The sequence below is a fragment of the Halothermothrix orenii H 168 genome, from assembly GCF_000020485.1.
Classification (GTDB): domain Bacteria; phylum Bacillota; class Halanaerobiia; order Halanaerobiales; family Halothermotrichaceae; genus Halothermothrix; species Halothermothrix orenii.
This window is the reverse complement of sequence record NC_011899.1, coordinates 1,465,725-1,489,061: the sequence shown is the minus strand read 5'-3', so window position 1 is coordinate 1,489,061 and position 23,337 is coordinate 1,465,725. Positions and strand designations below refer to the sequence as shown.

Here is a 23,337-nt window from a genome sequence, read left to right as displayed (position 1 = left end):
AAGTTGCTTTGCTGCAGATTGATGCCTGTGGAAATAACCAGAAAAAAAACATGGAAAAAAGGAGAAAGGGCTTGCCGAAAGGCAAGAGAAAAAGAAGCTGATATAGCTTTATTTCCAGAAATGTGGAAAGAATTTGATGGTTCTCCAAGGAATTCCTTTTCGTTGATTGACAGGAAAGGTGAAATCATTTTTACCTATGCAAAAGTTCATACATGTGATTTTTCATTGGAAGCAGCCTGTACTCCAGGTGAAGATTTTTATGTAGGTGAACTTGACACCAAAAAAGGAATGGTAAAAATAGGAGCAATGATTTGTTATGATCGTGAGTTTCCAGAAAGTGCAAGAATATTAATGTTAAAAGGAGCAGAAATAATCCTGGTTCCTAATGCATGTGATATGAATGAAATTAGAACTGATCAGTTAAAGACCAGGGCTTATGAGAATATGTTGGGGATAGCTCTTGCAAACTACCCAGGGCATGGAGGGAAATCAGTTGCTTTTGATGGAATGGCCTATTCTAAAGAAGGTAAAACAAGAGATATGGTTGTGATTAAAGCTGTAAAAAAGGAAGGAATATATATAGCAGAATTTAATATGGATGAACTCAGGAATTATAGAGAAAGAGAGAGTTGGGGAAATGCCTTTAGAAAACCAGGCACATATGATATGTTGACCTCTTTCAAGGTTGAAAAACCTTTTATTAGAAAATATGCAAGAAGATAGAGAGGAGTTAAAATAATGAGATATCCAGAACCGACTGTTGGAGCAGTAATTTATAATCCTGACAATAAAATATTACTATGTAAATCGGACAAATGGCATAATAAATATGTAATTCCTGGTGGTCATATTGAACTGGGTGAGACAATGGAAGAAGCATTAATACGAGAAATACGCGAAGAAACAGGTCTGGAAATATATGATATAGAATTATTAAGTTTAAAAGAAAGTATATACAGTGAAACTTTTCATAAGGAAAAACATTTTATATTTATTGACTTCAAATGTAGAACAGATCAATATGAAGTAACATTAAATGAAGAAGCCCAGGAATATAAATGGGTGGGGCTGGACGAAATCGATAATTATGATCTGGGTGGATTTACCAGACAGTTATTAATGGAATTGCGAAACGAAAAAGAAGCAAAAAACAGGATAGAGATTTTTTATGGTTATTGAGTCATTAAATCTGACCTGGGAAGGGGAGAGAAATTAACATGCAGAAAAGATTTATAATTATGGTGATTTTATGTTTTTTGCTTGCCTTTACTAACCAGTTGGTCCAGGCTGAGAGGGTTTATGTTAATACTGCTGAGGCTGAAGCTGTCCTGGATCTGATGGATGGAATAGCCAAAAAAGAAGTTAAGACAAAAGATGATATCATTAAACATCTGGAGAAGATTTATAATACGGCGGGCTATCATAGATTATGTGATTATCATGGGTATAATCCCCATAAAAATAAGATTATGAATCGTATCTTCAGGGTTAGCTGGATTATTATCCATGAACAGACAGAAGACCTTGAAGGCTATGACCTTTATTATCTAGATATATTCAAACACAGAGCTGAGTATCGAAAGTTTCTGGAAAGATTCAAAGGCTGGAAACCGACAGAAAAAGTTCTTAACCGGACCTATTCTTATTTTCCTGAGAAAAAGCCCTTTAAAGGAACCATATACTTTGTTGTAGATGAATATAGTGATGGCTATACACCTGTGCCGGATATGGTCTTTTCCATTTATCAGGTAAAGAGGCTTTTAGAAGAAAAAGGGGTAGATTTTGATAATGAATTATTTCCTCACGAGTTTCATCATATTTTAACAAAAGAATTATTGTTTAAAAAATATGCACATAAGTTGATCGATTCTTCTGACCTGGCTTATTTTCTGGGATATATTATGTTAGAGGGTTATGCTGTTGAGGCTACTGCAGATGAAGATACCAAAAATAATGTTTACATGATGAAAAGATCAGATGAAGAAATTTACAATCTATTTGCCCGTATGGAAAAGGTAATTCAAAGGAAAAATGAAAATCCTGAAGAACACTGGCGTACAGTTTATAGAGAATATTTTTCCAAAATGATAGATATCTATACAGTGGGAACAACCATGGTTCAGGCGATTGAAGATAGGTTTGGAAAGAAAGTGCTTGTAAGGGCTTTAGAAAATCCTTCTCATTTCTTTATGCTCTACCAGAAAGCCGCTGAAAATAATGATAGCTTATTTAGTTTCCAGGAGTCAACAATGGGAATAATCGGTGAAGCTTTTGCTGGCTCAAATTAAACAGGGCCAGTTTTAATTTATTCAAAAAGCAAGGGATATTTTTTCAAGAATAAATTTTATATAAGATTAGTTAAAAAGGGGAATTAAGAGGCTCATGTATACAGAAAAAAAAGATATATTACGGGATATTCCTGAGTTGGAATTAACAAGTTTTGGCGATTTTAAAGTAAGGGATGACTTAGTTAAGAATTATAATATTATCGATTTTCACTGTCATCTTTTTGAAGGAGCAAAGAGCTTTGTACCAAAGATGTATAGAAGAAAAAGTATTGACCTGGATTCTTCATTTTTTGATTTGTCATGTTATCCAATTTCATTAAAACATTTTGATTTTAATAAAGAATTTTTTACAACTTATCCAGAAAAAATGTTTAGTATAGGTGGAATTAAGTTAATATATGAGATTTCAGGTTTTGGTGGTTTTTTTTTCTGCTGTTAGAAGGTCAACACCTGAAAGAATAATACGTGATATGAAACTTAATAATATTTCTAAATCAGTGGTATTGCAACTTAATACCCCTGAATGTGATAGTAGTGAAGATATAGCGGAAGTAATTCCAAAGTATGATGAATTAATCACCTTTGGTAATATTCACCCTTATGACAGAGAACTTTCATTGAAAATTGAAAGGAATTTAAACTTTGGTGTGAAGGGATGGAAGATTGCCCCTCATGTGATAGACATTGATATTGATGATGCAAAAACGATTCAGTTATTAAAATTACTTGCCCAAACCAAATTGCCAATTATATCTTGTAGTGGATTGGCATTTCCTGAGAACCGAATAAAAAAATTACCAGGTAAAATAAGAAAAAACCTGGAAACCCAAAATATTAATAAGTTTTATAAAGTTTTAAAGGAAATACCCAATGTGCCCTTTATTTTTGCCCATGCTGGTATGTATCAGACTAAAGAGCTGGTAAAATTAATGAAGTTATATCCTAATACCTATGTTGAAATTAGTACCCAGCCACCAGCAAAAATTAGGCTACTACTTGATGAAATTGGTAGTGAACGTATTTTGTATGGTACAGATTATCCAGCATTTAACCATTCCTTTTCTATTGTATCAGTATTGCGGGCTACTAAGGATGAAACTGAAAGAAAAAATATATTTTACAATAATGCTAAGAAGTTATTAAAAATATAAAGGAACAACTAAGGGGGCATCTTCAGATATAATCGGGGGCCAGTCGGGTTGGAATCAAGACATGTTGGATAAATAGGGATGGGGGAGAATGGAAACACGATATCAAACCTACTTATATGATTCATTCGTTTGAGGATTTAAAATATATATTAGGGTGAGGATTGATTGACTAATAGTATTGTGATATTATTGGATTGGCGTGGAATTATTTATTACAAAATAATTTGAAAGCAGCTAATCCTATATTACACCTGAATAAATATATTAGACAAGCATCGGGAGAAAGGAGGTATTTGGTAGTTAAAAAAAACAAAACCAGAGTATCCTGGTTCATTTATCTGGAGAAGTAATAAAAGTATTGAAGGCATTATAAATGGAGAAAATTTTTTTAATAAGAAGGTGATCAGGATTAAAAAAGAAGAGAAAATATCTTTTTATTCCCACTTTGTTGGGTTTATCTTGGCAGTGCTGGGAACAATTTATTTAATTTACATAACAGAAGGTCCATCTTTGAAAATCGTTTCTACCATTTATGGAATATCCACTATGGTGTTATTTCTGGCAAGTTCACTTTACCATGCTAATAAAAAGTATGATGGGGAGACATCAATCTGGAGGAAATTAGACCATATTGCTATATTTATAATGATCGCAGGAACATATACCCCGGTGACTTTTATTTACCTTTCCGGATACTGGAAATGGAGTATTATTATTATTCAGTGGGCTCTTGTTTTCGGGGACTCTTTTTTAAATTCTTTTACTTAAATGCACCACGTTTTCTTTATACAATTATATATCTTTTAATGGGATGGATTGGTATTGTTCCCATTAAAAAATTTATTGAATCCATGTCCGGGACTGCACTATTTTTTCTCCTGGCAGGTGGAATATGTTATACTATCGGGGCTGTCTTTTATATCTTGAAAAAACCACAGTTCAATAAGTTTTTTGGATTTCATGAAATATTTCATATCTTTATTCTGATCGGGGCCTTTTTTCACTATTTATTAGTACTTACAGCAGTTGTTTGAAATTTAAAGTTCTAAATTTTTTTCAGTGTAAATTTAAAGAGGTGGTACTAATTATGGATAAACTGTTTAAAGGTGTAAAAAAATTTAGTAAACATGAATATAAGAATTACAAAACACTGTATAAAAATTTAAGTAACAAACAAAGTCCCCATACACTATTTATAACCTGCTCTGATTCCAGAGTGGTTCCCGGTTTAATAACTGACACTTTACCCGGAGAACTTTTTATTATCCGTAATGTTGCCAATATAGTCCCACCATATAGCCAGGCCTTTGATTTTGTGTCTACTACATCTGGCATAGAATATGCTGTAAATGTATTACAGGTCAAAAATATCGTAATATGTGGCCATTCTAATTGTGGGGGTTGTAAAGCATTATTCATGGATGAAAAAATAAATGATACCCCTTATACCCAAAAGTGGGTTCAATTAGTTGAACCTTTAAAGGAGAAGGTTCTAAAATTGAAGTATGATTTTAATTACGAGAGAGATTATCAGTTAGTTGAACAGGAAAATATTATTTTACAAATGAAAAATTTACTGACATACCCTTATATTAAGAATAAATATCAGAATGCAGGCCTTAAAATCTACGGATGGTATTATGATATAGGTAACGGAATTGTATATAATTATAATAAATCAAAATGTTAGAATTATAACCAGGTTTAAACCTGGTTATTTTTTAAAAAAAAACAGCAAGAAATTTTAAATATTACTTGACAGCAGTAAAGTAATATGGTATAATATATATAGAACATGAGGAAAGGGGGTGAAAAAAGTGGATTGGATAGACTTGGCGACATCAATTATCGCACTTGCCACGGCGGTAATAACATTAGTCGCCACATTGAAAAAGCGCCACTCAGAAGATGAGTGACGCACCACACAAAGGGGAGGGAAACCTCCCCTCTCTATCCAATCCTATTATACCATATGAAGAGAATTAGCGCAAACACAATTATATTTGTATTGCTGGCTCTGGTATTTGTATTTCAAAGAAGCTGGACACCTGCTATAATTACAGGTGTTGCTACCGCAATATCGTTTGTTGTTGATGTCCTGAGGGAGGAATAAGTATGTTTGAAAGTAAAGAAGAATATGAAAAATTCCTTAAGGATAATGTCATGAGTACAAAACAAGCTGCTGACTACCTTGGAATATCCAGGGCAGGGATCAGTTATTTAGTAAAGGAGGAGAGGCTTAAACCCTTCTATGAACAACACAATGTAAGACTTTTTTCTAAACGTGAAATAGAAAGATATAAAAAAGAAAGAGATAAAGAATAACTTGAGACCACTCGCATTGAGTGGTCTTTTTTATGGAGAAAAAAAGGAATTTAACAACAAAATAAAGAAATATATAGAAAAATACATATTGTAAGGGGGAATTGGCATGAGGAAGAAGGTAATTATTATTTTTATGCTTGCTGTTTTGTTGTTAGGGCTGGTTGGCTGTGAAAGTGGCAGTAATTATGTATACAATATTCAAATGATAGATCCTGAACCAGATGGAGAACCATTAACGTATAGAGATAATACACTTGCTATAAAATTTACGCCTTTGGTTATATCAACTACTCCATTATTACCTCCAGATTTAAAGGGTATTAAAATAAGAGTAACAAACTTATCCGACAGTACAATTAAAATATTATGGGACGATATGAGTTTTATTGATATTGATAATTCTGTTACAAAAATAATGCATCAAGGCGTAAAATATGCAAATAGGAATGAAAGCATGGCTCCTACTTCAATTCCGGCTGGGACTATTTTAGAAGATACGATAGTACCTACTGATAGAATTAGTTGGAGCAATATTTCGAACAGTTGGGTAAATGCTGGTATAGTAAATCAGTATAATGCTACCCAATACCATCAGGAAGAGATTGGAATAACATTACCTGTAGAATATAAAGGAGAAGTAAAAGAATATATATTTAAATTCAAGGTAACAGCTAAAAAAAATGTAAGTAAAGCCCCTTAGTTGGGGCTTTTTTGTTTTATTTTTTCGGCGCGCGCAAACAGAATAAAATATCGGGGATTTATCGGGGATTGACCGGGAACACCAAAAAGCCCTCTCGCAATGAGAGGGCTTAAGTACTGTCATATCAAGAATATAAAAATGGTACCCCTGGCAGGAATCGAACCTGCGCACCTGGTTCCGGAGACCAGTGCTCTATCCACTGAGCTACAGGGGCACATAGTGTCATGTTATTTAATTTGCTTTTATATTGTAACAAAATTATTTATTGATGTCAATAATAAGAGTATTATTTAGTTGATTTATATTTAAATAAAAAACCCTATCATTTGATAGGGTTATAAAACGATAGAAATATTAAATATTTACGGTAGAATTTTTTAACTCCTGGGGATTATAAGAATCCGACCGGGAAAGATTACATCTGGGTCTCCAATATTATTAAGTCGAACCAGGGTATCTACATCTGTATTAAACCTCCTGGCAATAGCGGATAAGGTATCGCCCCGTCTTACTATATACCGGAAGCTATCTTCAGGTGGTTCTGGTATTTCAATCGGTAGGTTAATTATTTGACCAGGCTGGGGTTGTGCTGGTAATCCGGGATTTACCCGCCTGATTTCAGATACAGTAGTATTATATTCCCTGGCCAGAATCATAAGGTTTTCTCCCATTTGTAGTATGTGCTGGGCATAATATTTATCTCTTGGAGCTGGAGGTTGTTCTTCTTCCAGTTCATCCACCAGGGTTGTTAAAATGTTTATCTGCCTGGCCTGCAGGGAGCGTAAAGTTTGAACAGCCCTTAAATATCTTGGATCAAATAAATTATTTTCTAACTGAGCATAAAGGGGTTGTAGATTTCTTTCCTGTCTTAATATCCTGTTGGCCAGTTGAAGTGCTGTAGGCATATAAGACCTCCTTTCCCGTTTATAATATCAAAATCTAAAACCGGGATAAGTCCCGGCTTTAGATTAATAATTAATAATTATTTTTTATGATAGCCATAACCGAAGCTACCAAGTAACAACAATATTAGAATCAGAAAAACTACAAATACATTGTCGTCATAGCCACCCATTTTAATCCTCCTTTTTATTTTTTTTTAAAAATTATTTATTATAGTGTCCGTAGCCAAAGGTTCCCAATAGGAGTAGGATAAGAATCAAGAAGATAATGAAAGCTTCATCATAATATCCACTCATATTAATCCCCCTTTTCAAAAGTTTTAAAAGCTTAAATCTTTATTGCTGACTGTAACCACCGTAACCGTATCCGCTCAAGAGTAATAATATTAATATTAGGAAGATTACAAAAGCATTGTCATCATTGTAGTTACCCATTTAAGTTTTCCCCCCTTTACTGATTTGTTAATAATATATGTTTTTTTGTTAATAAACGTGAAATAATAACAGAGTAAATTTGAAAAGGAATTTAATACCTGTTTAATGAATTATATAAATAATAAAAGGTGAAGATAAGAATAGACCGGAAATATTAGTTTAATATTTAGTATTTTTAAATTTTTTATATTATAGGACTCTTGTGGGAAGGAGAGGTACATTAATGAAAAAAAATAAAAAGGATTTCGAAACGTCAACTGAAATAGCAGTCAAAAAAAAGGGTTTTTACTACGGTGGGGATGATCTCGGGGTTTTATACACCCCTTCAAGGACTACCTTCAGGTTCTGGTCTCCCCTGGCCAGGTGGGCTAAAGTTTATATTTTTTCTAATGAAAATTCTGAAAACCCTGAGATTGTTTCTGACTTCAAAAAAGAAGCCGGGGGTAGCTGGGTTGCTGAAGTTTCAGGTGATTTGGAAGGCAAGTATTATATTTATGAACTAGAGGTTAATGGCAAAGTTAATAGAGTAGTGGACCCCTATGCCAGGGCTTTAAGCACCAATAGTAAGAGGGGATTAATTGTTAATATGGATAAAACAAACCCTCCGGGGTGGGAAAAAGATGAGAGGGTAACCTTACAAAAACCCCAGGATGCAATAATTTATGAAGTTCATGTCAGGGATTTTTCATCTTCCCCCCATTCGGGTATTGTAAATAAAGGTAAATATCTTGCTTTTACTGAAGGGGGTACTACTGGTCCTGGTGGGGTGAAAACCGGGCTAGATCACTTAAAGGAACTGGGCGTTACCCATGTTCATTTATTACCCGTCTTTGATTTTGGAAGTGTTGATGATCTTAATGATAAAGAGTATAACTGGGGTTATGACCCCCTGTTTTATAATACACCGGAAGGTTCATATTCCACCAACCCTTCAGATGACTCCCGTATAAAAGAATTTAAGCAGTTAGTAAAATCTTTACACGAAAATGGTATCGGGGTTATTATGGATGTTGTTTACAACCACACCTACTATACGCGCAAATCGGCCTTTGATTTAATTGTACCTCAGTATTATTACAGGTTTGACCATGATGGGAATTATTCCAATGGGTCAGGATGTGGTAATGAGGTTGCTTCTGAAAAGCCAATGGTTAGAAAATTTATTATTGATTCTGTTAAATACTGGGCTGAGGAATACCATATAGATGGTTTCAGGTTTGACCTTATGGCTTTAATTGATCGGGAAACTATAAAACATATAGAACATACATTACATGAAATTGATCCTTCGATTATTATATATGGTGAACCCTGGACCGGGGGATTGACAACCCTTGATCCAGAAAGACAGTTGCTTAAAGGGGCCCAGAAGGGTATGAAAGTTGCTGTTTTTAATGATAATTTCAGGAATGCTATAAAAGGTGATAACGATGGTTTTGGTAAGGGTTTTGCCTCCGGAGCCCCGGGTTTAGAGCATGCCATAAAAAGGGGTGTCGTCGGGGCTATATATTATAATGATGAGATAAATGATTTCTCCTCAGAACCCCGGGAGACAGTTAATTATGTTTCCTCCCATGATAACTTAACCCTCTGGGATAAACTGTGTAAGTCCAACGGTGAAGATGAAGAATGGGTAAGAATAAGGATGGACCATTTAAGCCAGGCTATAATTTTTACTTCCCAGGGTGTGGCTTTTATACAGGGTGGGGAGGAATTTTTGAGAACCAAATTTGGCAACCATAATAGTTATAATGCCGGTGATGAAGTAAACCAGCTCAAGTGGGAACGGAAAAGTAAGTATCTTAAAACATTTAAGTATTATAAAGGTTTAATTACTTTAAGAAGAGAACATCCGGCTTTCAGGATGACAAATGCTGAACAAATCAGGAAAAAACTTGAGTTTTTAGAAACACTTCCAAATACGGTAGGGTTTATATTAAAAGATTATGCTAACGGGGATAACTGGAAAAACATAGTGGTACTCTATAACCCTAACAGGGAAGCAATAACCTTTAACTTGCCCTATGAGGGAGCATGGAATGTAGTAGTGTATGAAGAAGAAGCCGGTACCGATACTATTTTTACTGTAAAAAATGGAGAAGTAAAGGTACCCCTTATTAGTACAGTTGTACTTTATCAAGATTAGTTGCCAGCCCGATTAGGTATTTTATCTACTGGAATATTTTTTCTATTTTTGGAGGATGTTAAATATTTATGTAGAATTATATAACTAAAGTTATTATAAAGTTTTAAAATCAAATTTCCTGGTCAAAAGATAAATAATCATCTTACAGAAAGGACAGTTCAGAGGGTATTTAAAAAAGCCTGTAAAAAGGCGGGAATAAATAAAAAGGTATCTGTTCATTCACTTCGACATTCTTTTGCTACCCATTTGTTAGAGGGGGGAACAGATTTAAGATATATTCAGGAGCTTTTAGGGCATAAGGATTTAAAAACAACGCAAATATATACACACGTAAGCAGAAATAGTATTAAAAATATAAAAAGCCCACTTGATCAGTTAATAAAAAACAAAGGAAAAAGTCAGCTATAAAAAGATATTACCGACACTTTTAGTCGCAAAGAAGTTAAAAAACGATATCTTTACGACATTATGGTGTCGGTAAGATGAGAGTTATAAGAAATGGGGCTTAAAAGATCATTACTTCTTCTTAAAGATAGTTTCTTATTTATACATACTATGATGGAGGGTAAAAAAATAATGAAAGAAATATTAACTAATGCTCATAAATTTATACTTACAAATGCAAGGTTATTGGAACGTAGGCTTTTTGAAGTACATTTTGAAGGTTTATCACCTAATTATGTTGGACGAGTTGTTTGTGCATATCAAAATTCAGATGGTGGATTAGGTCATGGTTTGGAACCGGATGTTCGCTGTCCTGAAAGTCAGCCACTTTTTGTTAGTCAAGGTCTAGAAGCATTAGAAGAAGCTGGATATCGGGACATAGAGTTTGCCACTTCTTTATGTGATTATATTGAGTCAGTTTCAGATAGTAAGGGTCTAGTACCGTTTTTTATGGAAAGTGCATACCAGTCTCCAATTGCTAGCCATTGGAATGAAATGACAGTAACTCCTGGTCTGAATCCTACAATGAATATTTGTGGTCTTCTCCATTATCAGGGTGTACAACACGAATGGCTTACATTAGCAACAGAAACTTGTTGTAATATGTTTTTCAAAAATCCACCTCTGGAAGCACATACCCTCCATTGCGCTAGCCGATTAGCAGAATATATACCTGATAAAAAAATTGCAATGAATCTCCTGGATGTAATAGAGAAATCTCTTTCTCAAGCAAATTTTTTTATACCAGGAACACCTGTAGAAACTTATGGTCTCACACCACTTCATTTTGCACATAAGCCAGACTCAATCTGTAGACAACTATTTACTCAAAGTCAGATTGATAGTCATCTTGAAGATCTTGTAAAGAAACAGCTTCCTGATGGAGGTTGGCCTATATGGTGGGAACCACCAGGATTAGCTTCTGAATTGGAATGGCGTGGACGTTGGACTTTAGATGCACTATTCAGATTATCATCCTATGGAGTATTATAATTAGGAAAATTGTATGAGACAATTACGGGGGTTGCCCCACTTCTTATAACACAGTGTTCCCGCTTGGCTAAAGACCAGCCTGCCCTTCGGGACATGCCTTCTGGTACGATGTTTGCAAGTGAATCAAACTGGAAGAAATATTAGCAAACATCGTACCAGGCCCAGGGGGCCCAGGCACGTCGGGAACACTGGGGACGTTATGTGACATTTTTGCCGTTTGCTTATTATGTAAGGAAAGGAGAAAATAATGAATATTAAAGATCACATAAATTGTAACCATCTTTTATGCAGTGATATTAATTCAAATGGATTCTTAGTACCTTCAAAAGATATTGAGCCAGAGAAAATAAAGATTTTAATGATATCAGAAGTGCCACCAGTTAATAGAGAAGATTACTTTTATTTTTCCGATGAATCTGACTACATGAAGACAACAATACAGGCTTTTAAAGATTCTGGAATAACAATAGATAGTATAAATGATTTAATTGACTTAGGAGTATATGTTACAACCGCAGTTAAGTGTCCAAAGCTTCAATATCGGATATCAGCTAAGACTATAAAAAAGTGTTCAGAAATTCTAGAACAAGAAATAAATTATTTTTCAAATGTACAAGTATATCTTCTAATGGGTGATGTAGCTATAAAGGCAATGAATTACATATGGAAGAGAAAGACTGGCAAAAAGATAATTCCAAACGGATCCACTTATAAGATAAGAAATAGTGAATATTATTATGAAGGAAAAAAAGTAATCCCTTCGTATTTACAAACAGGGAAAAATTATCTTATTGAGAAAACAAAAAGAAAGATGATATCAGAAGATATCAAAAAAGCATTTGATTTTGTGAATAATAAGGGATAAATTATGCAAAAACGTCACATAACAAGGCATTTCCGCTTACTGAGAGAGGAAATAAAGTATTATCGTCCGTTGCCTAAAGGACATGCCCTCTGTCACAAAGCTTGAAACAAATGAGGGTAGTAATACAGCCGCGTCGTCAAGCTTTGTGCCAGGCTTGGCACGGGCACGTCGGAAATGCCTGGGACGTTATACGAAAGCCAGGCTAATATACTTAAAAATGGAGGTAAATATGAAGAAAATAGATCTTTCTAAATGGTCACGAAAAGAACATTATAATTTCTTTAAACAATTAGATATTCCCTATTTTAATATAACAACAGATATTGATATAACAAAGTTTTATTCTTTTATTAAACAAAATGATTATTCATTTTTTAAAACTTTACTATATTTCGTTATGAAAACTGCAAATGAAAATGATAACTTCAAATTACGTATAAGTAATGAGGAAATTATTAAGCACAATAAAATCAGTCCATCTTTTACATACTTAATGGATGAAGAAACCTTTAATTTTTGTTATGCAGAATATGACAATAACTTTGATAATTTTATAAAAAATGTTGAAAAATCTATTAAAAACAGCACTGGAAACCTTATTGATAGTGATAAAGAAGCTAGAGATGATTTGATTTATATAACTAGTATTCCCTGGGTTTCATTCAAAAGTATTTCACATCCAATTAATTTAAATCCTATTGATTCAGTACCTAGAATCGCATGGGGAAAATATTTTAAAGAAAATGAATTATTAAAGTTACCCTTTTCAGTTCAGGTCCATCATGCATTAATGGATGGGCTTCATGTTGGTAAATATATTAATAAATTACAAGATAAATTATATAATCCAGAAAAGGTAGTATTATAAGTAATTTTAACCAAAAATTTAACAAAATAAAAAGACCGCCTTGCCATCGTATAACACGGTATTTCCGCTACGGCCTAGCGGCCTGCCTTCGGACATGCCCTCTGACACAAAGCTTGAAACAAAATGAGGTGGGTAAATATAGCTATCGTCAAGCTTTTCGCCAGGTCCAAAGGACACGGGCACGTCGGAAATACCCAGAACGTTATACGAAATCAATCTAAGAAAGGTTGGTTATTAATGTCAGAGAAAAATTACAAATTAAAAATACCTAAAAAGGAAGCTGAAAAATATTTAAGTGAAAGAATTGAATTGGGTATTAAACTATATGAACGCAAAATATCTACTATTGCTGAATTAGAGCAATCTAAAACTGAATATAAAAAATGGACAGCCTTTAATAAAGATTTGCTTGGAAAAATATTTGAAGAAAATTAAATTATTGAAGATTATAATGGGTTTACTATTGGTGTTATAGGACATTATAGAGAACCTTTAGGACAAAAAATAAAAAGACATAAAGATATTATTAAGAAAAAAATTGAAGCTTTAGAATCTATAAGAGAAAGACTTGTTCTTTTTGAACATTTAGTACATACTGATGAAAAGGATGTGAAAACAGATAATAATAAAGTATTTATAGTTCATGGTCATAATATTGAAGTAAAAGAAACGGTAGCTAGGACAATAGAGAAATTAGGACTTGAGGCAGTCATATTAAATGAAAGACCAAATACAGGGCAAACAATTATCGAAAAACTTGAGAATAATTCAGATGTTGGTTTTGCCATTATTCTTCTTACTCCTGATGACCTAGGAAAAGCTAAGTCAGAAGATGATTATAAATATAGAGCACGGCAAAATGTTCTTGTAGAAATGGGATATTTTATCGCAAAATTAGGAAGAGAGAAGGTATGTCCTATTTTTTTAGAAGAAGTTGAATTACCATCTGATTTTGATGGTATTTTATATGTGCCATATGACGCAAGTGGTAGCTGGAAATTTATATTAGGGCGTGAATTAAAAGCTGCTGGTTATAATATAGATCTTAATGATATTGCTTGATTGACTTCGTATAACACGGGATTTACGTGACGCCAAAGACCGGCTACCCTACGGGACATTGCCTTTGTTATGTCTTTTGCAGTCAGAGGGTATGAGGATTTGGGTAGCAAAAGCCATACCAACCCTAAAGGGGCGGCAACGTCGTAAATCCCTAGAACGTTATCTGAAATAGCCCTTAAATATAAAATCATATAAAAAAAGAACTATAAAACAATTCAATGCTTTATAGCTCTATCATATATAGTTTCGCCAGTTTTCATTATTTCATAGACAAAATTTGTAGGATCATGATTATTTAATTGATTTGAAGAGTATGGGATTGCCTCAATTGATTCATCAACTTCCCATGCTAATTTAGATAGTAGTTGAAGTTCTTTAAGTTTGTTTTTACCAAACTCAGGAGAAAATACTGCTAAGTCAATATCACTAAATTCACCTGGGTTACCATTTACCCATGAACCATAAAGTATCACTTTGTCTACAGTAACATATTTTTGAAGTTTATTAATAAATTGATTTATTCTGTTTCTGATTGTAATTTTACTTTGAACCATTCAAATAACCTCCTTGTTCGTTCCAAAAGTGTAGAGGAGTATTCATAATCTAAGTTTTTAATTATATCTAATTCCTGGTCAGGATATCTTGTTATGATATTTAATGGGTTTAATTCATTAATTAAATCTATAAAATTATCAGGAATTTCATTTTCAAGCTCAACTAGTTTTAATAATCTTGCTAAATTATGTATTTTAGGTGGAACTTCATTGAATTTTTTCGAATAAATACCTTTTAATATTTTTTCTATTGATTGATGACACATAAATCCTACATATAAAAATCTTTTAGAATTTAACATTGCTTCCGCTGTTTTTAAATCGTAACTAGCAATTTCAAGCCAATAATTTTCATTAGACATGTGTATAACTCCTTATAAAAGTATGTTACTTATATTATAACATGTTGTGAATCTAATGTTAATTATTATTAATATTATTACCGAACAATCAAAAATTAAAACCGGCTACTTCAGATAACACGGTATTTCCGCTACGGCCTAGCGGCCTGCCTACGGACATGCCCTCTGTCACAAAGCTTGAAATAAATGAGGTGAGTAATATAGCCGCCGTCAAGCTTTGTGCCAGTTCCTACGGCACGAGCACGTCGGGAACACCCAGAACGTTAGACGAAATGATTAAGGAGGTTTATGCTATGAAAGGTGGCTATAAAGAAACAGAAAAGTATTGGGATAAGGTGTTTAAGCAAGAAGATTTATATGATCCTTTTGAAAAGTTATCTTATTCAGAAATGGAAGAAGCGATTCAATGGTTATGTAAAGATTCAGATTTTATACTTGATTTTGGTTGTGGTAACGGTAAAGTTCTTAATAGATGTTTAAATTATAAAGTTAAAAAAGTTTACGGAATTGATTTATCTGAACAAGCAATAAATATTGCAAAAAAAGTGGTTAATAATAATCAATTACAGGATAAATGTAATTATTTATATGGAGGAATTGATTTATTAAAAAAGTTAATGATAATACATATGATGGAGCAATTTTATTTAATATAATTGATAATTTGAAGCCTAATGATGCTAAATTTGTGTTAAAAGAAATTTATAGAATATTAAAGAGTAAAGGAAAAATAATTCTTAAATTGAATCCATATTTTAATCCAAATGAATTAGAAAAAGATAATAATTTTAAAAAAATAAAAAAAGATTTTTACAAAGAAAGATCAGGTTTGTACTTTTGGAATATAAGTAATAAACAAATTAAAAAAATTATAGCTCCATATTATAAGATTTGCAAATATAAAGAAATTGAATTTAAAGATTATAATATGATTAATAGAGTGTATTACCTAAAGAAAACTTAATAACTTCGTCTAACATGGTGTTCCCATCACGCCAAAGAGCGTGGCTACTCTTCGAGACATGCTCTCTGTCACAAAGTTTGCTATTAATTAGGTAAGTATATGGTGAGCAAACTTTGCGCCAGGCCCTGAAGGGCACGGGTACATCGGGAACACCAGGAACGTTATGCGACATTTTGGCTGAGAAAAAAGGTTGCCATGTTTCATTTAAAACCAAATATAGAATTATTAAAAATAAAAATTATTATTATGATAATAAAAATTACTATAAGAAACTGAAAGGTTTAGTGTAAATTTTTATTTTTTAGAATAACCTATTAAGAAAACTAATTACAGTTTTGATCAGAACTCCTTTATCTAATTAATGGCAGTAAGTTTAATAGTGGAAAGAAGTTTTTTCCCTTCGTGTAAACTTTTTAATAAGAGGAAAAATTTAATATTTCATACTTGGTGGTTCACTAAGTAATCAAACAAAGAAAACGTGCCAGGAGTTCTGAGAATTTCATTACTTAATTTGCCAAAACGTCTGCATAACATGATGTTTCCGTGACGGCTAAAGAGCGAGCCTACCCGGACGGGACATGACTTTTGTCATGCTGTTTGCATTACCATTGGGTTGACAGTTAAAAAGGGTCAAACACCATGCCAATCCTTCAGTATATAATTATTACATAGAATGTCCAGGAACAGTCACGTCGGAAACATCAGTACCGTTATCTGAAATAAATGAGAGTTTTAAAATATGATTAGTAAATAATTTTTTTAGGGGGGAAATATGTTGGTATTTAATAATTTAATTTCAGCAATTTTATCTGTGTTTGTTTTTTCGCTTATTCCATTTGTATTTTATTATTTTAATAGAAAAGAATATAAAGATTTTTTTAATTACATTGGTTTAATAAAACCTAAGAAAAAAACAATTATTCATTCTATCATTGTATCTATTTTATATGTTAGTTTAATATTTTTTGTTTATTATTTGTTTGATTTGTTTACTATTTTAAAATCACCGGGTACAGTAAGTGGGAATCTAAAACAATTGGGGTTTGGAATTCAAGCAGTTTTAATACTACTAATTAGATCTATTATTGGTACAGGATTATGGGAAGAAATTATTTTCAGAGGATTTTTAGGTAAAAGATTATATAATAAATTAGGATTTTTATATGGAAATATAATTCAATCTATTTTATTTGGATTATTACATGGTGTTATATTTTTTGATATTAATAAAATAATTGTAATTATTGTATTAACTTTAACGACTGGTATATTTGGTTATATATTTGGATATTTGAATGAGCGTTTAGGGAATGGTAGTATTATCCCTAGTTGGTGTGCCCATTCAGTAGCAAATATTATTTCATTTTCATTAATTGCTTTTGTTATATAGTTTTATATCCTCATTTACTTCAGATAACAGAGGGTTCCCGTTACGCCAAAGACCGGCTACCCTACGGGACATGCTCTCTGTCACAAAGTTTGCAGTAACTTAGGTAAGTGGTCTGGGAGCAAACTTTGTGACCAGGCCCTTATGGGCACGAGCACGTCGGGAACACTGGGGACGTTATACGAAAGCAGCACAAAGTTCAACAAGAAGGAGGTGAAAAAATGGGGTTGTTTGGAAATAAAACAAAATCTTTAGCTAAGGAAATATCAAAAGAAGTATTCGAATTTTCTATTATTACGGTTCATAGACTTAATGATTTAAGTCAGAGTTCAGAAAATGATGAAGATATTTATAAAAAATGGGAAGTAGCAGATAATGACGACATTCAAATGAAATTAGCTCATGAATTTCAAATATTTTTATTATATTCTTTAAGTTGGCAAAGTTCTAATATACTAACAGAATCAAAACATAAAACTTTTATGGATAATGTTGTTAAGTATACAATAAACAAAACTCCAAATATAAATAATAATTTAGTAGCAAAAAGATATAGTGAATATACTCAATACAAGTTATTTCCTATAGATGAAAATTTAGAATTTGCACCAGATGAAACAGATAATAGTGCTTTAGGGCGTTTTTCATATCATTTGTCAAACATATTAGAAGACACAGTAAATCCAATAATTGATGGTACCTATTTGTTTTCTCTTGTAAATCAATTTATTGAGGCTAGAAATATTCAGAGTAGATTTTCTAAATTATAGGAAAATCATATAAAATATTTTAGGAAGGAGGTTGAATTAATGGGTTTTTTTGCTGTGATTATTTGTGGAATAGCTACATATCGTTTATATAATAGCACATTGTTTGCGTTTGCACTTATTATAACTATTGCTAATCTTTGGTCTTTTGGAATTATGCATAACTATAGAAGAAACCCTGATTTGATTCCCGATTTTTGGGCAAGTGTTAATATGCTAAGTTCTTTTATTGGAGTAGGATTATTGATTTATTCTTTTTTTAGTTAGTGTATATAATGTATAATTAATTGATAATGTTCTGTGCTGCCTTCGTATAACAGAGTATTCCCGTGACGCCAAAAACCGGCTACCCTTATGGGACATGCTCTCTGGCATGATTTTTGCAAAATTCAGCAAATATCCATGCCAGGCCTTCGGCACGAGCACGTCGGGAATACTCGGGACGTTAGGCGACATTCATTAAGGGGGGATTTTATGCCAGAAAATAAACAATTCATTTTTGAAAGTTTCGTTAATAGCTTTCATTATTTATACCAAGATGCATTATTTTTTCAAGAACAAGCAGAAAACAGCAATAATAAAAATAGTTTTGATCATACACGCTTTTGTAGGACTGCATTATTATTATATATTTTTAGTTTAGAAGGGCTAATTAATCGTGTTATGGATCACTTTTTACCAGAATATATTAAAAGTTTTATTATGAGAAGAGAGCAAAAGTTTTCCATTGAAGATAAATGGGAGCTAGTTCCTTTATTATGTTCAAAGAATAAAAAAATGAGTTTTGACAAGTCAAGTTATCCTTGGAGTCATTTTTCAGAACTTATACGACTAAGAAATGATTTTGTACATCCAAAACATAATAGGTCTGTTTACTATAAAGCAAAAACTTATGGTGAATGGATTCCGTTATCATGGAAGGACATTCCTGAAAAGTTAGAAGTTAAGGAAAAAGATATAATTTACAGACAAACACAAATACCAAAGGATCCTTATGCGATAAGAGTAGAACATGTAAAAACTGCTAAAAAAGTAGTTGACGACATTGTAAATAAATTAGATGAATATTTAGATGGAAAATTAACTAAAGAAAACTGGATACATAATGACAAAATGAAATTAGTATATCCTGAAAATGCAAACCTTGATGATTTACCAAAATAGATAATGAACGATCGCCTAACATGAGGATTTCCGCGGACGGCAAAGACCAGCCTGCCCTTCGGGACATTGCCTTTGGCACGTCTTTTGCAAAAAAGAGCAGCGAAAAGACGTGCCAACCCTAACGGGACGGCAACGTCGTAAATCCCAGAAACGTTAACTGAAATTGCTACCATAATTAAGAAAAAGTTAGGTTAATAAGAATCATTGAGGTGAGGGAATTTGACTAAAAATTGTAAATCAGTAAAAAATATATTGTTAGTAGTATTAATATTATTAATTGTTATTTGTTGCGTGATAGCATTATATAATTATAATGACAAATTAATGATAATATTAAACGTGATAACAGAAAATTCAAATACTGTATTTATAAAGATAATACAGATATTTACTACAACAACAAATTTTATAAGAGATGGGTTTAATAATTTAAGTCAAGTATTTAATAATAGGGAATTAGCTATTGGGTTTTGGTTGATTGTTTTTATAATATTTGCTTTGTCTGTAAAAGGTGCTAGGGAGCAAATTCCTGGTTTAATTAAGTTGCTTTTTAATAACACTTTATATTTTGGTACCTTAGTATGGGCATATATGTATATTTAATGATATTATTTTTACATAAAATAGGTTTTTGGGATATATCATTATTAAAAAATACAATTATTTGGATAGTAGCGGTAGCATTTATTTCTTCATTTAGAGCTGTTGATAATGCTAAAGATATCAATTATTTTATTAATGTTATAAAAGATAATATTAAATTAATTATTATATTAACATTTGTTGTTAATTTATACAGTTTTTCATTGATATATGAATTAATACAAGTTTTTATTATAACTGTTTTATCAATGTTAGTAGCATTTATGAATAATAACCCAGAATATCAAGATAAAGACAGTAAGTTACTAATTAATGTTCTTAATACAATTCTTGCTATTATAGGTTTTTATGCCTTATTTCATTCAATTAAAATGACTATTTCAAATTTAGATAGTATTAATTTAATAAAACAACTTAAATTATTATTTCTTCCATCAGTCTTATCTGTTATGTTTACTATTTATGTATATTTTCTTGTTATTTATTCAGGTTACGAACAAATCTTTTCAAGAATAAATTTCAAAAAGACAATTGATGACGAATATAAGCTTTATCTAAAGTTTAAGACTATGTTATTTTGTAATATAAATTTAAATAAAATTAAAAACTTTATTCCCAGGAGTAAGATTATGTATAATCATATTAATAGTAAAAGTGATGTTAAAGAAATATTAAACGATTATAAAGATAATAATTTTTCAGTATAGAAAAGAGTTATTGTTAAGTTTATAGTTTTAAGAGGTAGCAACTTCAGTTAACAATATATTTCCGTTTCCGTTCCTGTCGTCACTGCACCCAAATCCAGCAACCCAAGTTAAGAGCTAACTAAGGGTTGCTGGACTTCGGAAATACGGGTACGTTAGACGACATTGCCTAATTTGTGTAAGAGGAGTTTTAAAATGAAAAGAATTCTTTACTATTCATCATTAATAGGATTTTATTTAAGCATTACTGTATATATTTTAAGTTTTTTAAAGGGATATGCAAGTGTAAAAAATTATTATGTAATTCATTCAATATTTTTGGGGTTCCCCCAATAAATTAGACACATAGTTTAGACGTTTTTCTTTCTTTCTCGTAATCTTCCGGGCTTTTATAATCTAGTGAAGAATGTAATCGAATCCTATTATAAAAAATCTCTATATACTCAAATATATCACGTTTTGCCTGAGCCCTGCTCTGATACTTGTTGTGGAAAATCAATTCTGTTTTTAGTGTTGCAAAAAAACTTTCAGCTACTGCATTGTCCCAGCAATCACCTTTGCGGCTCATTGATGAAATAATACCGTATTTCCACAGTGTTTTTTGAAAATCATGGCTGACATACTGACTACCTCTGTCAGAATGAAAAATTAATCCCCTGGAGGGATTACGATTTAGTACGGCCATTTCCAATGCATCAATCACTAACCTTTTTGTCATATGCTTGTCCATTGACCAACCTACTACCTTGCGAGAGTAAAGGTCAATCACTACTGAAAGATAAAGCCAGCCTTCTTTTGTTGGAATATATGTTATGTCTGATACCCAGACTTTATTAGGTTGGGTAACACTAAAATTACGTTTGAGAAGATTATTTTTTGAAGGGAGATTATGGTCAGAATTAGTTGTCCTTTTAAACTTTCTTTTCTGTATTGCTTTTAATCCCATTACTCTCATTAGCCGTTCAATACGCTTAATATTGTAATAATAACCATCTTTTTTAAGCTGTTTATGTATCCGGGGACTACCATATCTTCCCCTGTTCTGCCAGTATATTTTATCAATCTTTAACTTTAATTTTTCATTTGTAAGCTGTCTTTTACCAGGTTTTCTACTTAACCAGCTGTAATATCCTGACCGGGATACATTTAAAACCTGGCACATCCTTTCCACAGTAAATTCATCACTGTGATCCCGGATGAAACCATATATTATTTCGGTTCCTTTGAGAAGATGCGCACTGCTTTTTTTAATATATCACGCTCTATTTTTATATCATTTAATTCTTTTTTTAGTCTTTGAATTTCTTCCTGTTCAGGGGTTAACTTTTGTTTACCATTGCCTGGGAAAGCTAAGTCACCTTTGTTTTTGTATTCCCTACGCCATCTGATTAGATTATGATAACTTATACCTAGTTCTTTTGCTATAACTGTGCAAGATTTATCCGAGCTAAAACTAAGTTCCACAGCTTCTCTTTTAAATTCTTCTGAATATTTTTTCCTTCCCATTATGGGCACCTCCTGGGTTAATTATATACCTAAACCCAGTGTCCGACAAATGGGGGGAAGGTCATATGCTTTAATTAATAATTTAACATTCCCAATACCCGGATCACTATAAACAGGGTACTACTTCGTATAACATGGTGTTCCCGTCACGCTAAAGATCGCGGCTACTCTTCGAGACATGCTCTCTGTCACAAAGTTTGCAATTAATTAGGTAAGTATTTGGGTAGCAAACCTTCTGCCAGACCTTCGGTACGAGCACGTCGGAAATCCTAGGAACGTTATATGACATTTGACCTTGGGTATAAAATGTAAAAAAGAATAAGTTCTAGAAAAGGACTTAGAGTAAAAAATCATATTTTCTTTTACCATGAATGATCCTCCTAATTTCGACTTCTGATTTATTTCCTTTTACTACGTAGAAAACTAAGAAACTTTCAATTATTAATACCCGATAACCCTTATATTGTAATAATGAATCTTTTGGTTGTGTACCCATATATGGAAAATTTTCTAGTTTAGAAATTGTTTCTTCTATTTTATTTAATAATTCTAAGGCTGCACTTGGGTTGTCTTGTTGAATATATTCAATTATCTCTATTAAATCTTTACGGGCGATGGGGAGATATAATATTTTATATTTTTTACTCATTTAACTTAGCCTTCATTTCTTTTATTAAATCTTTATGAGAAATTCTATTTTTATTTGATTCACTTTCTAATTCTGCTTCTCCTAATTTTTGATATAGTTCTATTAAAGACTGTTGTTTTTCGTAAAGAGCCTGACTCATAACAACCATATCGCCTTTGCCATTTTTGGTTAAAAATACTGGTTCACCTTCTTCATGGCATAACTCTGATATTTGTTTAAAATTATTTCTTAAGTCTGAAACAGGTCTAATATTAGGCATACACAACACTCCTTTATCATTATTATTAATAACATTATATCATAATTATGATAAAAAATAAAACTATATATTTTGTGTTCTTGAATAAATATAAATAAAACGAGTTAAAAAGATTGTCCAACGTCATATAACATGGCATTTCCGTGACGGTAAAGACCAACCTACCCTAGCAGGACATTGCCTTTGTCATGTCTTTTGCATAAAAAGAGGGAAGGGGTTGTTGCAGCCAAAGCCATGCC

The 23,337-nt window shown here is 32.3% G+C and carries 29 protein-coding genes, 1 tRNA gene and 2 pseudogenes; 25 read left to right on the top strand and 7 right to left on the bottom strand.

All coding sequences use genetic code 11. The features are described from left to right. The first annotated feature begins 21 nt into the window (after window positions 1-21). The 10 genes and pseudogenes from HORE_RS07290 (at window position 22) to HORE_RS07250 (ending at window position 6,464) form a co-directional block, all read left to right on the top strand. Window positions 22-723 carry a carbon-nitrogen hydrolase family protein gene (locus HORE_RS07290; protein WP_012636330.1) on the top strand — a complete coding sequence of 234 codons (702 nt, stop codon included), beginning with the start codon at window positions 22-24 and terminating at the stop codon, window positions 721-723. 15 nt (window positions 724-738) lie between these two features. Further along, on the top strand, window positions 739-1,179 hold the full coding sequence (locus HORE_RS07285; protein ID WP_012636329.1) for an NUDIX domain-containing protein: 441 nt from the start codon (window positions 739-741) through the stop codon (window positions 1,177-1,179). Between the two features lie 38 nt (window positions 1,180-1,217). Continuing rightward, the gene (locus tag HORE_RS07280) at window positions 1,218-2,288 is read left to right on the top strand and encodes a DUF5700 domain-containing putative Zn-dependent protease (protein ID WP_012636328.1); all 1,071 of its coding nucleotides are present in this window, start codon (window positions 1,218-1,220) and stop codon (window positions 2,286-2,288) included. A gap of 94 nt (window positions 2,289-2,382) precedes the next feature. Next, window positions 2,383-2,727 (top strand): hypothetical protein, encoded by a 345-nt coding sequence (locus HORE_RS07275; RefSeq protein ID WP_012636327.1) that lies wholly within the window; start codon window positions 2,383-2,385, stop codon window positions 2,725-2,727. After that, window positions 2,687-3,439 carry an amidohydrolase family protein gene (locus tag HORE_RS07270; protein WP_041605962.1) on the top strand — a complete coding sequence of 251 codons (753 nt, stop codon included), beginning with the start codon at window positions 2,687-2,689 and terminating at the stop codon, window positions 3,437-3,439. The genes HORE_RS07275 and HORE_RS07270 overlap by 41 nt, the downstream gene beginning before the upstream one ends. Before the next feature lie 399 nt (window positions 3,440-3,838). Beyond that, window positions 3,839-4,473 (top strand): annotated as a pseudogene (gene trhA / locus HORE_RS13355) (PAQR family membrane homeostasis protein TrhA). Between the two features lie 53 nt (window positions 4,474-4,526). After that, window positions 4,527-5,129, top strand: a complete 603-nt coding sequence (locus HORE_RS07260; protein WP_012636325.1) for a carbonic anhydrase — start codon at window positions 4,527-4,529, stop codon at window positions 5,127-5,129. A 282-nt stretch (window positions 5,130-5,411) separates the two neighbouring features. Next, on the top strand, window positions 5,412-5,552 hold the full coding sequence (locus tag HORE_RS12960) for a hypothetical protein (RefSeq protein WP_167935772.1): 141 nt from the start codon (window positions 5,412-5,414) through the stop codon (window positions 5,550-5,552). A 2-nt stretch (window positions 5,553-5,554) separates the two neighbouring features. Then, window positions 5,555-5,764: a helix-turn-helix domain-containing protein gene (locus HORE_RS07255; RefSeq protein WP_012636324.1), complete on the top strand. Its 210-nt coding sequence runs from the start codon at window positions 5,555-5,557 to the stop codon at window positions 5,762-5,764. 106 nt (window positions 5,765-5,870) lie between these two features. Next, window positions 5,871-6,464, top strand: a complete 594-nt coding sequence (locus HORE_RS07250) for a hypothetical protein (RefSeq protein ID WP_012636323.1) — start codon at window positions 5,871-5,873, stop codon at window positions 6,462-6,464. Between the two features lie 139 nt (window positions 6,465-6,603). On the opposite strand, the gene HORE_RS07245 is transcribed toward HORE_RS07250, so the two are convergent. Both HORE_RS07245 and HORE_RS07240 read right to left on the bottom strand, forming a co-directional pair. Beyond that, window positions 6,604-6,678: transfer RNA gene (locus tag HORE_RS07245), tRNA-Arg, on the bottom strand. Window positions 6,679-6,841: 163 nt separating this feature from the next. Beyond that, window positions 6,842-7,369, bottom strand: a complete 528-nt coding sequence (locus HORE_RS07240) for a LysM peptidoglycan-binding domain-containing protein (protein WP_012636322.1) — start codon at window positions 7,367-7,369, stop codon at window positions 6,842-6,844. Between the two features lie 655 nt (window positions 7,370-8,024). On the opposite strand from HORE_RS07240, the gene pulA reads away from it, so the two are divergent. The 7 genes and pseudogenes from pulA to HORE_RS07215 all read left to right on the top strand — a co-directional run bounded on the left by pulA (window position 8,025) and on the right by HORE_RS07215 (window position 14,179). Then, window positions 8,025-9,947, top strand: coding sequence for a type I pullulanase (gene pulA / locus HORE_RS07235; RefSeq protein ID WP_012636321.1), 1,923 nt, complete (start codon window positions 8,025-8,027; stop codon window positions 9,945-9,947). Between the two features lie 114 nt (window positions 9,948-10,061). Continuing rightward, a pseudogene (locus HORE_RS12715) lies at window positions 10,062-10,355 on the top strand (tyrosine-type recombinase/integrase); the annotation flags it as partial. A gap of 90 nt (window positions 10,356-10,445) precedes the next feature. Next, window positions 10,446-11,384 carry a hypothetical protein gene (locus tag HORE_RS07230; protein ID WP_083762992.1) on the top strand — a complete coding sequence of 313 codons (939 nt, stop codon included), beginning with the start codon at window positions 10,446-10,448 and terminating at the stop codon, window positions 11,382-11,384. Window positions 11,385-11,631: 247 nt separating this feature from the next. Continuing rightward, complete coding sequence (locus HORE_RS07225; protein WP_012636319.1) at window positions 11,632-12,249, top strand: uracil-DNA glycosylase family protein; 618 nt, start codon at window positions 11,632-11,634, stop codon at window positions 12,247-12,249. A 229-nt stretch (window positions 12,250-12,478) separates the two neighbouring features. Then, window positions 12,479-13,117, top strand: a complete 639-nt coding sequence (locus HORE_RS07220; RefSeq protein ID WP_041605960.1) for a chloramphenicol acetyltransferase — start codon at window positions 12,479-12,481, stop codon at window positions 13,115-13,117. Window positions 13,118-13,354: 237 nt separating this feature from the next. Continuing rightward, a complete protein-coding gene (locus HORE_RS12480; RefSeq protein WP_050748578.1) occupies window positions 13,355-13,552 on the top strand; it encodes a hypothetical protein in 198 nt (65 codons plus the stop codon). A 174-nt stretch (window positions 13,553-13,726) separates the two neighbouring features. Further along, window positions 13,727-14,179: a TIR domain-containing protein gene (locus tag HORE_RS07215; protein WP_050748579.1), complete on the top strand. Its 453-nt coding sequence runs from the start codon at window positions 13,727-13,729 to the stop codon at window positions 14,177-14,179. A 215-nt stretch (window positions 14,180-14,394) separates the two neighbouring features. Here the strand turns inward: HORE_RS07215 and HORE_RS07210 are convergent, their stop codons facing one another. Next, complete coding sequence (locus HORE_RS07210) at window positions 14,395-14,733, bottom strand: nucleotidyltransferase domain-containing protein (protein ID WP_041605958.1); 339 nt, start codon at window positions 14,731-14,733, stop codon at window positions 14,395-14,397. Next, entirely contained in the window at window positions 14,697-15,095 is a 399-nt protein-coding gene (locus tag HORE_RS07205; RefSeq protein ID WP_012636316.1) for a HEPN domain-containing protein, read from the bottom strand. Before HORE_RS07205 ends, HORE_RS07210 begins: the two co-directional genes overlap by 37 nt. A gap of 293 nt (window positions 15,096-15,388) precedes the next feature. On the opposite strand from HORE_RS07205, the gene HORE_RS07200 reads away from it, so the two are divergent. The 8 genes from HORE_RS07200 to HORE_RS07165 all read left to right on the top strand — a co-directional run bounded on the left by HORE_RS07200 (window position 15,389) and on the right by HORE_RS07165 (window position 20,687). Then, window positions 15,389-15,751 (top strand): class I SAM-dependent methyltransferase, encoded by a 363-nt coding sequence (locus HORE_RS07200; protein ID WP_041605956.1) that lies wholly within the window; start codon window positions 15,389-15,391, stop codon window positions 15,749-15,751. An 8-nt stretch (window positions 15,752-15,759) separates the two neighbouring features. Next, window positions 15,760-16,059, top strand: coding sequence for a hypothetical protein (locus tag HORE_RS07195; RefSeq protein WP_012636314.1), 300 nt, complete (start codon window positions 15,760-15,762; stop codon window positions 16,057-16,059). Window positions 16,060-16,831: 772 nt separating this feature from the next. After that, window positions 16,832-17,449 carry a CPBP family intramembrane glutamic endopeptidase gene (locus tag HORE_RS07190; RefSeq protein WP_012636313.1) on the top strand — a complete coding sequence of 206 codons (618 nt, stop codon included), beginning with the start codon at window positions 16,832-16,834 and terminating at the stop codon, window positions 17,447-17,449. A gap of 218 nt (window positions 17,450-17,667) precedes the next feature. Then, window positions 17,668-18,216 (top strand): hypothetical protein, encoded by a 549-nt coding sequence (locus HORE_RS07185; RefSeq protein ID WP_012636312.1) that lies wholly within the window; start codon window positions 17,668-17,670, stop codon window positions 18,214-18,216. 39 nt (window positions 18,217-18,255) lie between these two features. Further along, a complete protein-coding gene (locus HORE_RS07180) occupies window positions 18,256-18,480 on the top strand; it encodes a hypothetical protein (RefSeq protein WP_041605952.1) in 225 nt (74 codons plus the stop codon). A 207-nt stretch (window positions 18,481-18,687) separates the two neighbouring features. Then, entirely contained in the window at window positions 18,688-19,377 is a 690-nt protein-coding gene (locus tag HORE_RS07175; protein WP_012636311.1) for a hypothetical protein, read from the top strand. A 291-nt stretch (window positions 19,378-19,668) separates the two neighbouring features. After that, window positions 19,669-19,980, top strand: coding sequence for a hypothetical protein (locus tag HORE_RS12955; protein ID WP_167935771.1), 312 nt, complete (start codon window positions 19,669-19,671; stop codon window positions 19,978-19,980). Then, on the top strand, window positions 19,980-20,687 hold the full coding sequence (locus HORE_RS07165) for a hypothetical protein (protein WP_143710045.1): 708 nt from the start codon (window positions 19,980-19,982) through the stop codon (window positions 20,685-20,687). The genes HORE_RS12955 and HORE_RS07165 overlap by 1 nt, the downstream gene beginning before the upstream one ends. Before the next feature lie 334 nt (window positions 20,688-21,021). Here the strand turns inward: HORE_RS07165 and HORE_RS07160 are convergent. From HORE_RS07160 to HORE_RS07145, 3 genes are all read right to left on the bottom strand, one after another. Next, window positions 21,022-22,190 (bottom strand): IS3 family transposase gene (locus HORE_RS07160; RefSeq protein ID WP_143710044.1). Its coding sequence is split into 2 segments (ribosomal slippage): window positions 21,022-21,935 and window positions 21,935-22,190, totalling 1,170 coding nucleotides; the frame shifts between segments, so codons are not numbered across the junction. A gap of 337 nt (window positions 22,191-22,527) precedes the next feature. Then, entirely contained in the window at window positions 22,528-22,839 is a 312-nt protein-coding gene (locus HORE_RS07150; RefSeq protein WP_012636308.1) for a type II toxin-antitoxin system RelE/ParE family toxin, read from the bottom strand. Continuing rightward, entirely contained in the window at window positions 22,832-23,098 is a 267-nt protein-coding gene (locus tag HORE_RS07145; protein WP_012636307.1) for a type II toxin-antitoxin system Phd/YefM family antitoxin, read from the bottom strand. Before HORE_RS07145 ends, HORE_RS07150 begins: the two co-directional genes overlap by 8 nt. Window positions 23,099-23,337 lie beyond the last annotated feature (239 nt).

What these genes read in the sequence shown, in the direction of transcription:
- HORE_RS07175 (WP_012636311.1), top strand. Translation starts at nt 18,688, where the DNA reads ATGCCAGAAAATAAACAATTCATTTTTGAAAGTTTCGTTAATAGCTTT.
- HORE_RS12960 (WP_167935772.1), top strand. Translation starts at nt 5,412, where the DNA reads ATGAAGAGAATTAGCGCAAACACAATTATATTTGTATTGCTGGCTCTG.
- HORE_RS07145 (WP_012636307.1), bottom strand. Translation starts at nt 23,098, where the DNA reads ATGCCTAATATTAGACCTGTTTCAGACTTAAGAAATAATTTTAAACAA.
- HORE_RS07150 (WP_012636308.1), bottom strand. Translation starts at nt 22,839, where the DNA reads ATGAGTAAAAAATATAAAATATTATATCTCCCCATCGCCCGTAAAGAT.
- HORE_RS07205 (WP_012636316.1), bottom strand. Translation starts at nt 15,095, where the DNA reads ATGTCTAATGAAAATTATTGGCTTGAAATTGCTAGTTACGATTTAAAA.
- HORE_RS07250 (WP_012636323.1), top strand. Translation starts at nt 5,871, where the DNA reads ATGAGGAAGAAGGTAATTATTATTTTTATGCTTGCTGTTTTGTTGTTA.
- HORE_RS07200 (WP_041605956.1), top strand. Translation starts at nt 15,389, where the DNA reads ATGAAAGGTGGCTATAAAGAAACAGAAAAGTATTGGGATAAGGTGTTT.
- HORE_RS07255 (WP_012636324.1), top strand. Translation starts at nt 5,555, where the DNA reads ATGTTTGAAAGTAAAGAAGAATATGAAAAATTCCTTAAGGATAATGTC.
- HORE_RS07270 (WP_041605962.1), top strand. Translation starts at nt 2,687, where the DNA reads ATGAGATTTCAGGTTTTGGTGGTTTTTTTTTCTGCTGTTAGAAGGTCA.
- HORE_RS07260 (WP_012636325.1), top strand. Translation starts at nt 4,527, where the DNA reads ATGGATAAACTGTTTAAAGGTGTAAAAAAATTTAGTAAACATGAATAT.
- HORE_RS07185 (WP_012636312.1), top strand. Translation starts at nt 17,668, where the DNA reads ATGGGGTTGTTTGGAAATAAAACAAAATCTTTAGCTAAGGAAATATCA.
- HORE_RS07165 (WP_143710045.1), top strand. Translation starts at nt 19,980, where the DNA reads ATGATATTATTTTTACATAAAATAGGTTTTTGGGATATATCATTATTA.
- HORE_RS07180 (WP_041605952.1), top strand. Translation starts at nt 18,256, where the DNA reads ATGGGTTTTTTTGCTGTGATTATTTGTGGAATAGCTACATATCGTTTA.
- HORE_RS07240 (WP_012636322.1), bottom strand. Translation starts at nt 7,369, where the DNA reads ATGCCTACAGCACTTCAACTGGCCAACAGGATATTAAGACAGGAAAGA.
- HORE_RS07225 (WP_012636319.1), top strand. Translation starts at nt 11,632, where the DNA reads ATGAATATTAAAGATCACATAAATTGTAACCATCTTTTATGCAGTGAT.
- HORE_RS07280 (WP_012636328.1), top strand. Translation starts at nt 1,218, where the DNA reads ATGCAGAAAAGATTTATAATTATGGTGATTTTATGTTTTTTGCTTGCC.
- HORE_RS07285 (WP_012636329.1), top strand. Translation starts at nt 739, where the DNA reads ATGAGATATCCAGAACCGACTGTTGGAGCAGTAATTTATAATCCTGAC.
- HORE_RS07275 (WP_012636327.1), top strand. Translation starts at nt 2,383, where the DNA reads ATGTATACAGAAAAAAAAGATATATTACGGGATATTCCTGAGTTGGAA.
- HORE_RS07220 (WP_041605960.1), top strand. Translation starts at nt 12,479, where the DNA reads ATGAAGAAAATAGATCTTTCTAAATGGTCACGAAAAGAACATTATAAT.
- HORE_RS07190 (WP_012636313.1), top strand. Translation starts at nt 16,832, where the DNA reads ATGTTGGTATTTAATAATTTAATTTCAGCAATTTTATCTGTGTTTGTT.
- HORE_RS12480 (WP_050748578.1), top strand. Translation starts at nt 13,355, where the DNA reads ATGTCAGAGAAAAATTACAAATTAAAAATACCTAAAAAGGAAGCTGAA.
- HORE_RS07210 (WP_041605958.1), bottom strand. Translation starts at nt 14,733, where the DNA reads ATGGTTCAAAGTAAAATTACAATCAGAAACAGAATAAATCAATTTATT.
- HORE_RS07230 (WP_083762992.1), top strand. Translation starts at nt 10,446, where the DNA reads ATGGGGCTTAAAAGATCATTACTTCTTCTTAAAGATAGTTTCTTATTT.
- pulA (WP_012636321.1), top strand. Translation starts at nt 8,025, where the DNA reads ATGAAAAAAAATAAAAAGGATTTCGAAACGTCAACTGAAATAGCAGTC.
- HORE_RS07290 (WP_012636330.1), top strand. Translation starts at nt 22, where the DNA reads ATGCCTGTGGAAATAACCAGAAAAAAAACATGGAAAAAAGGAGAAAGG.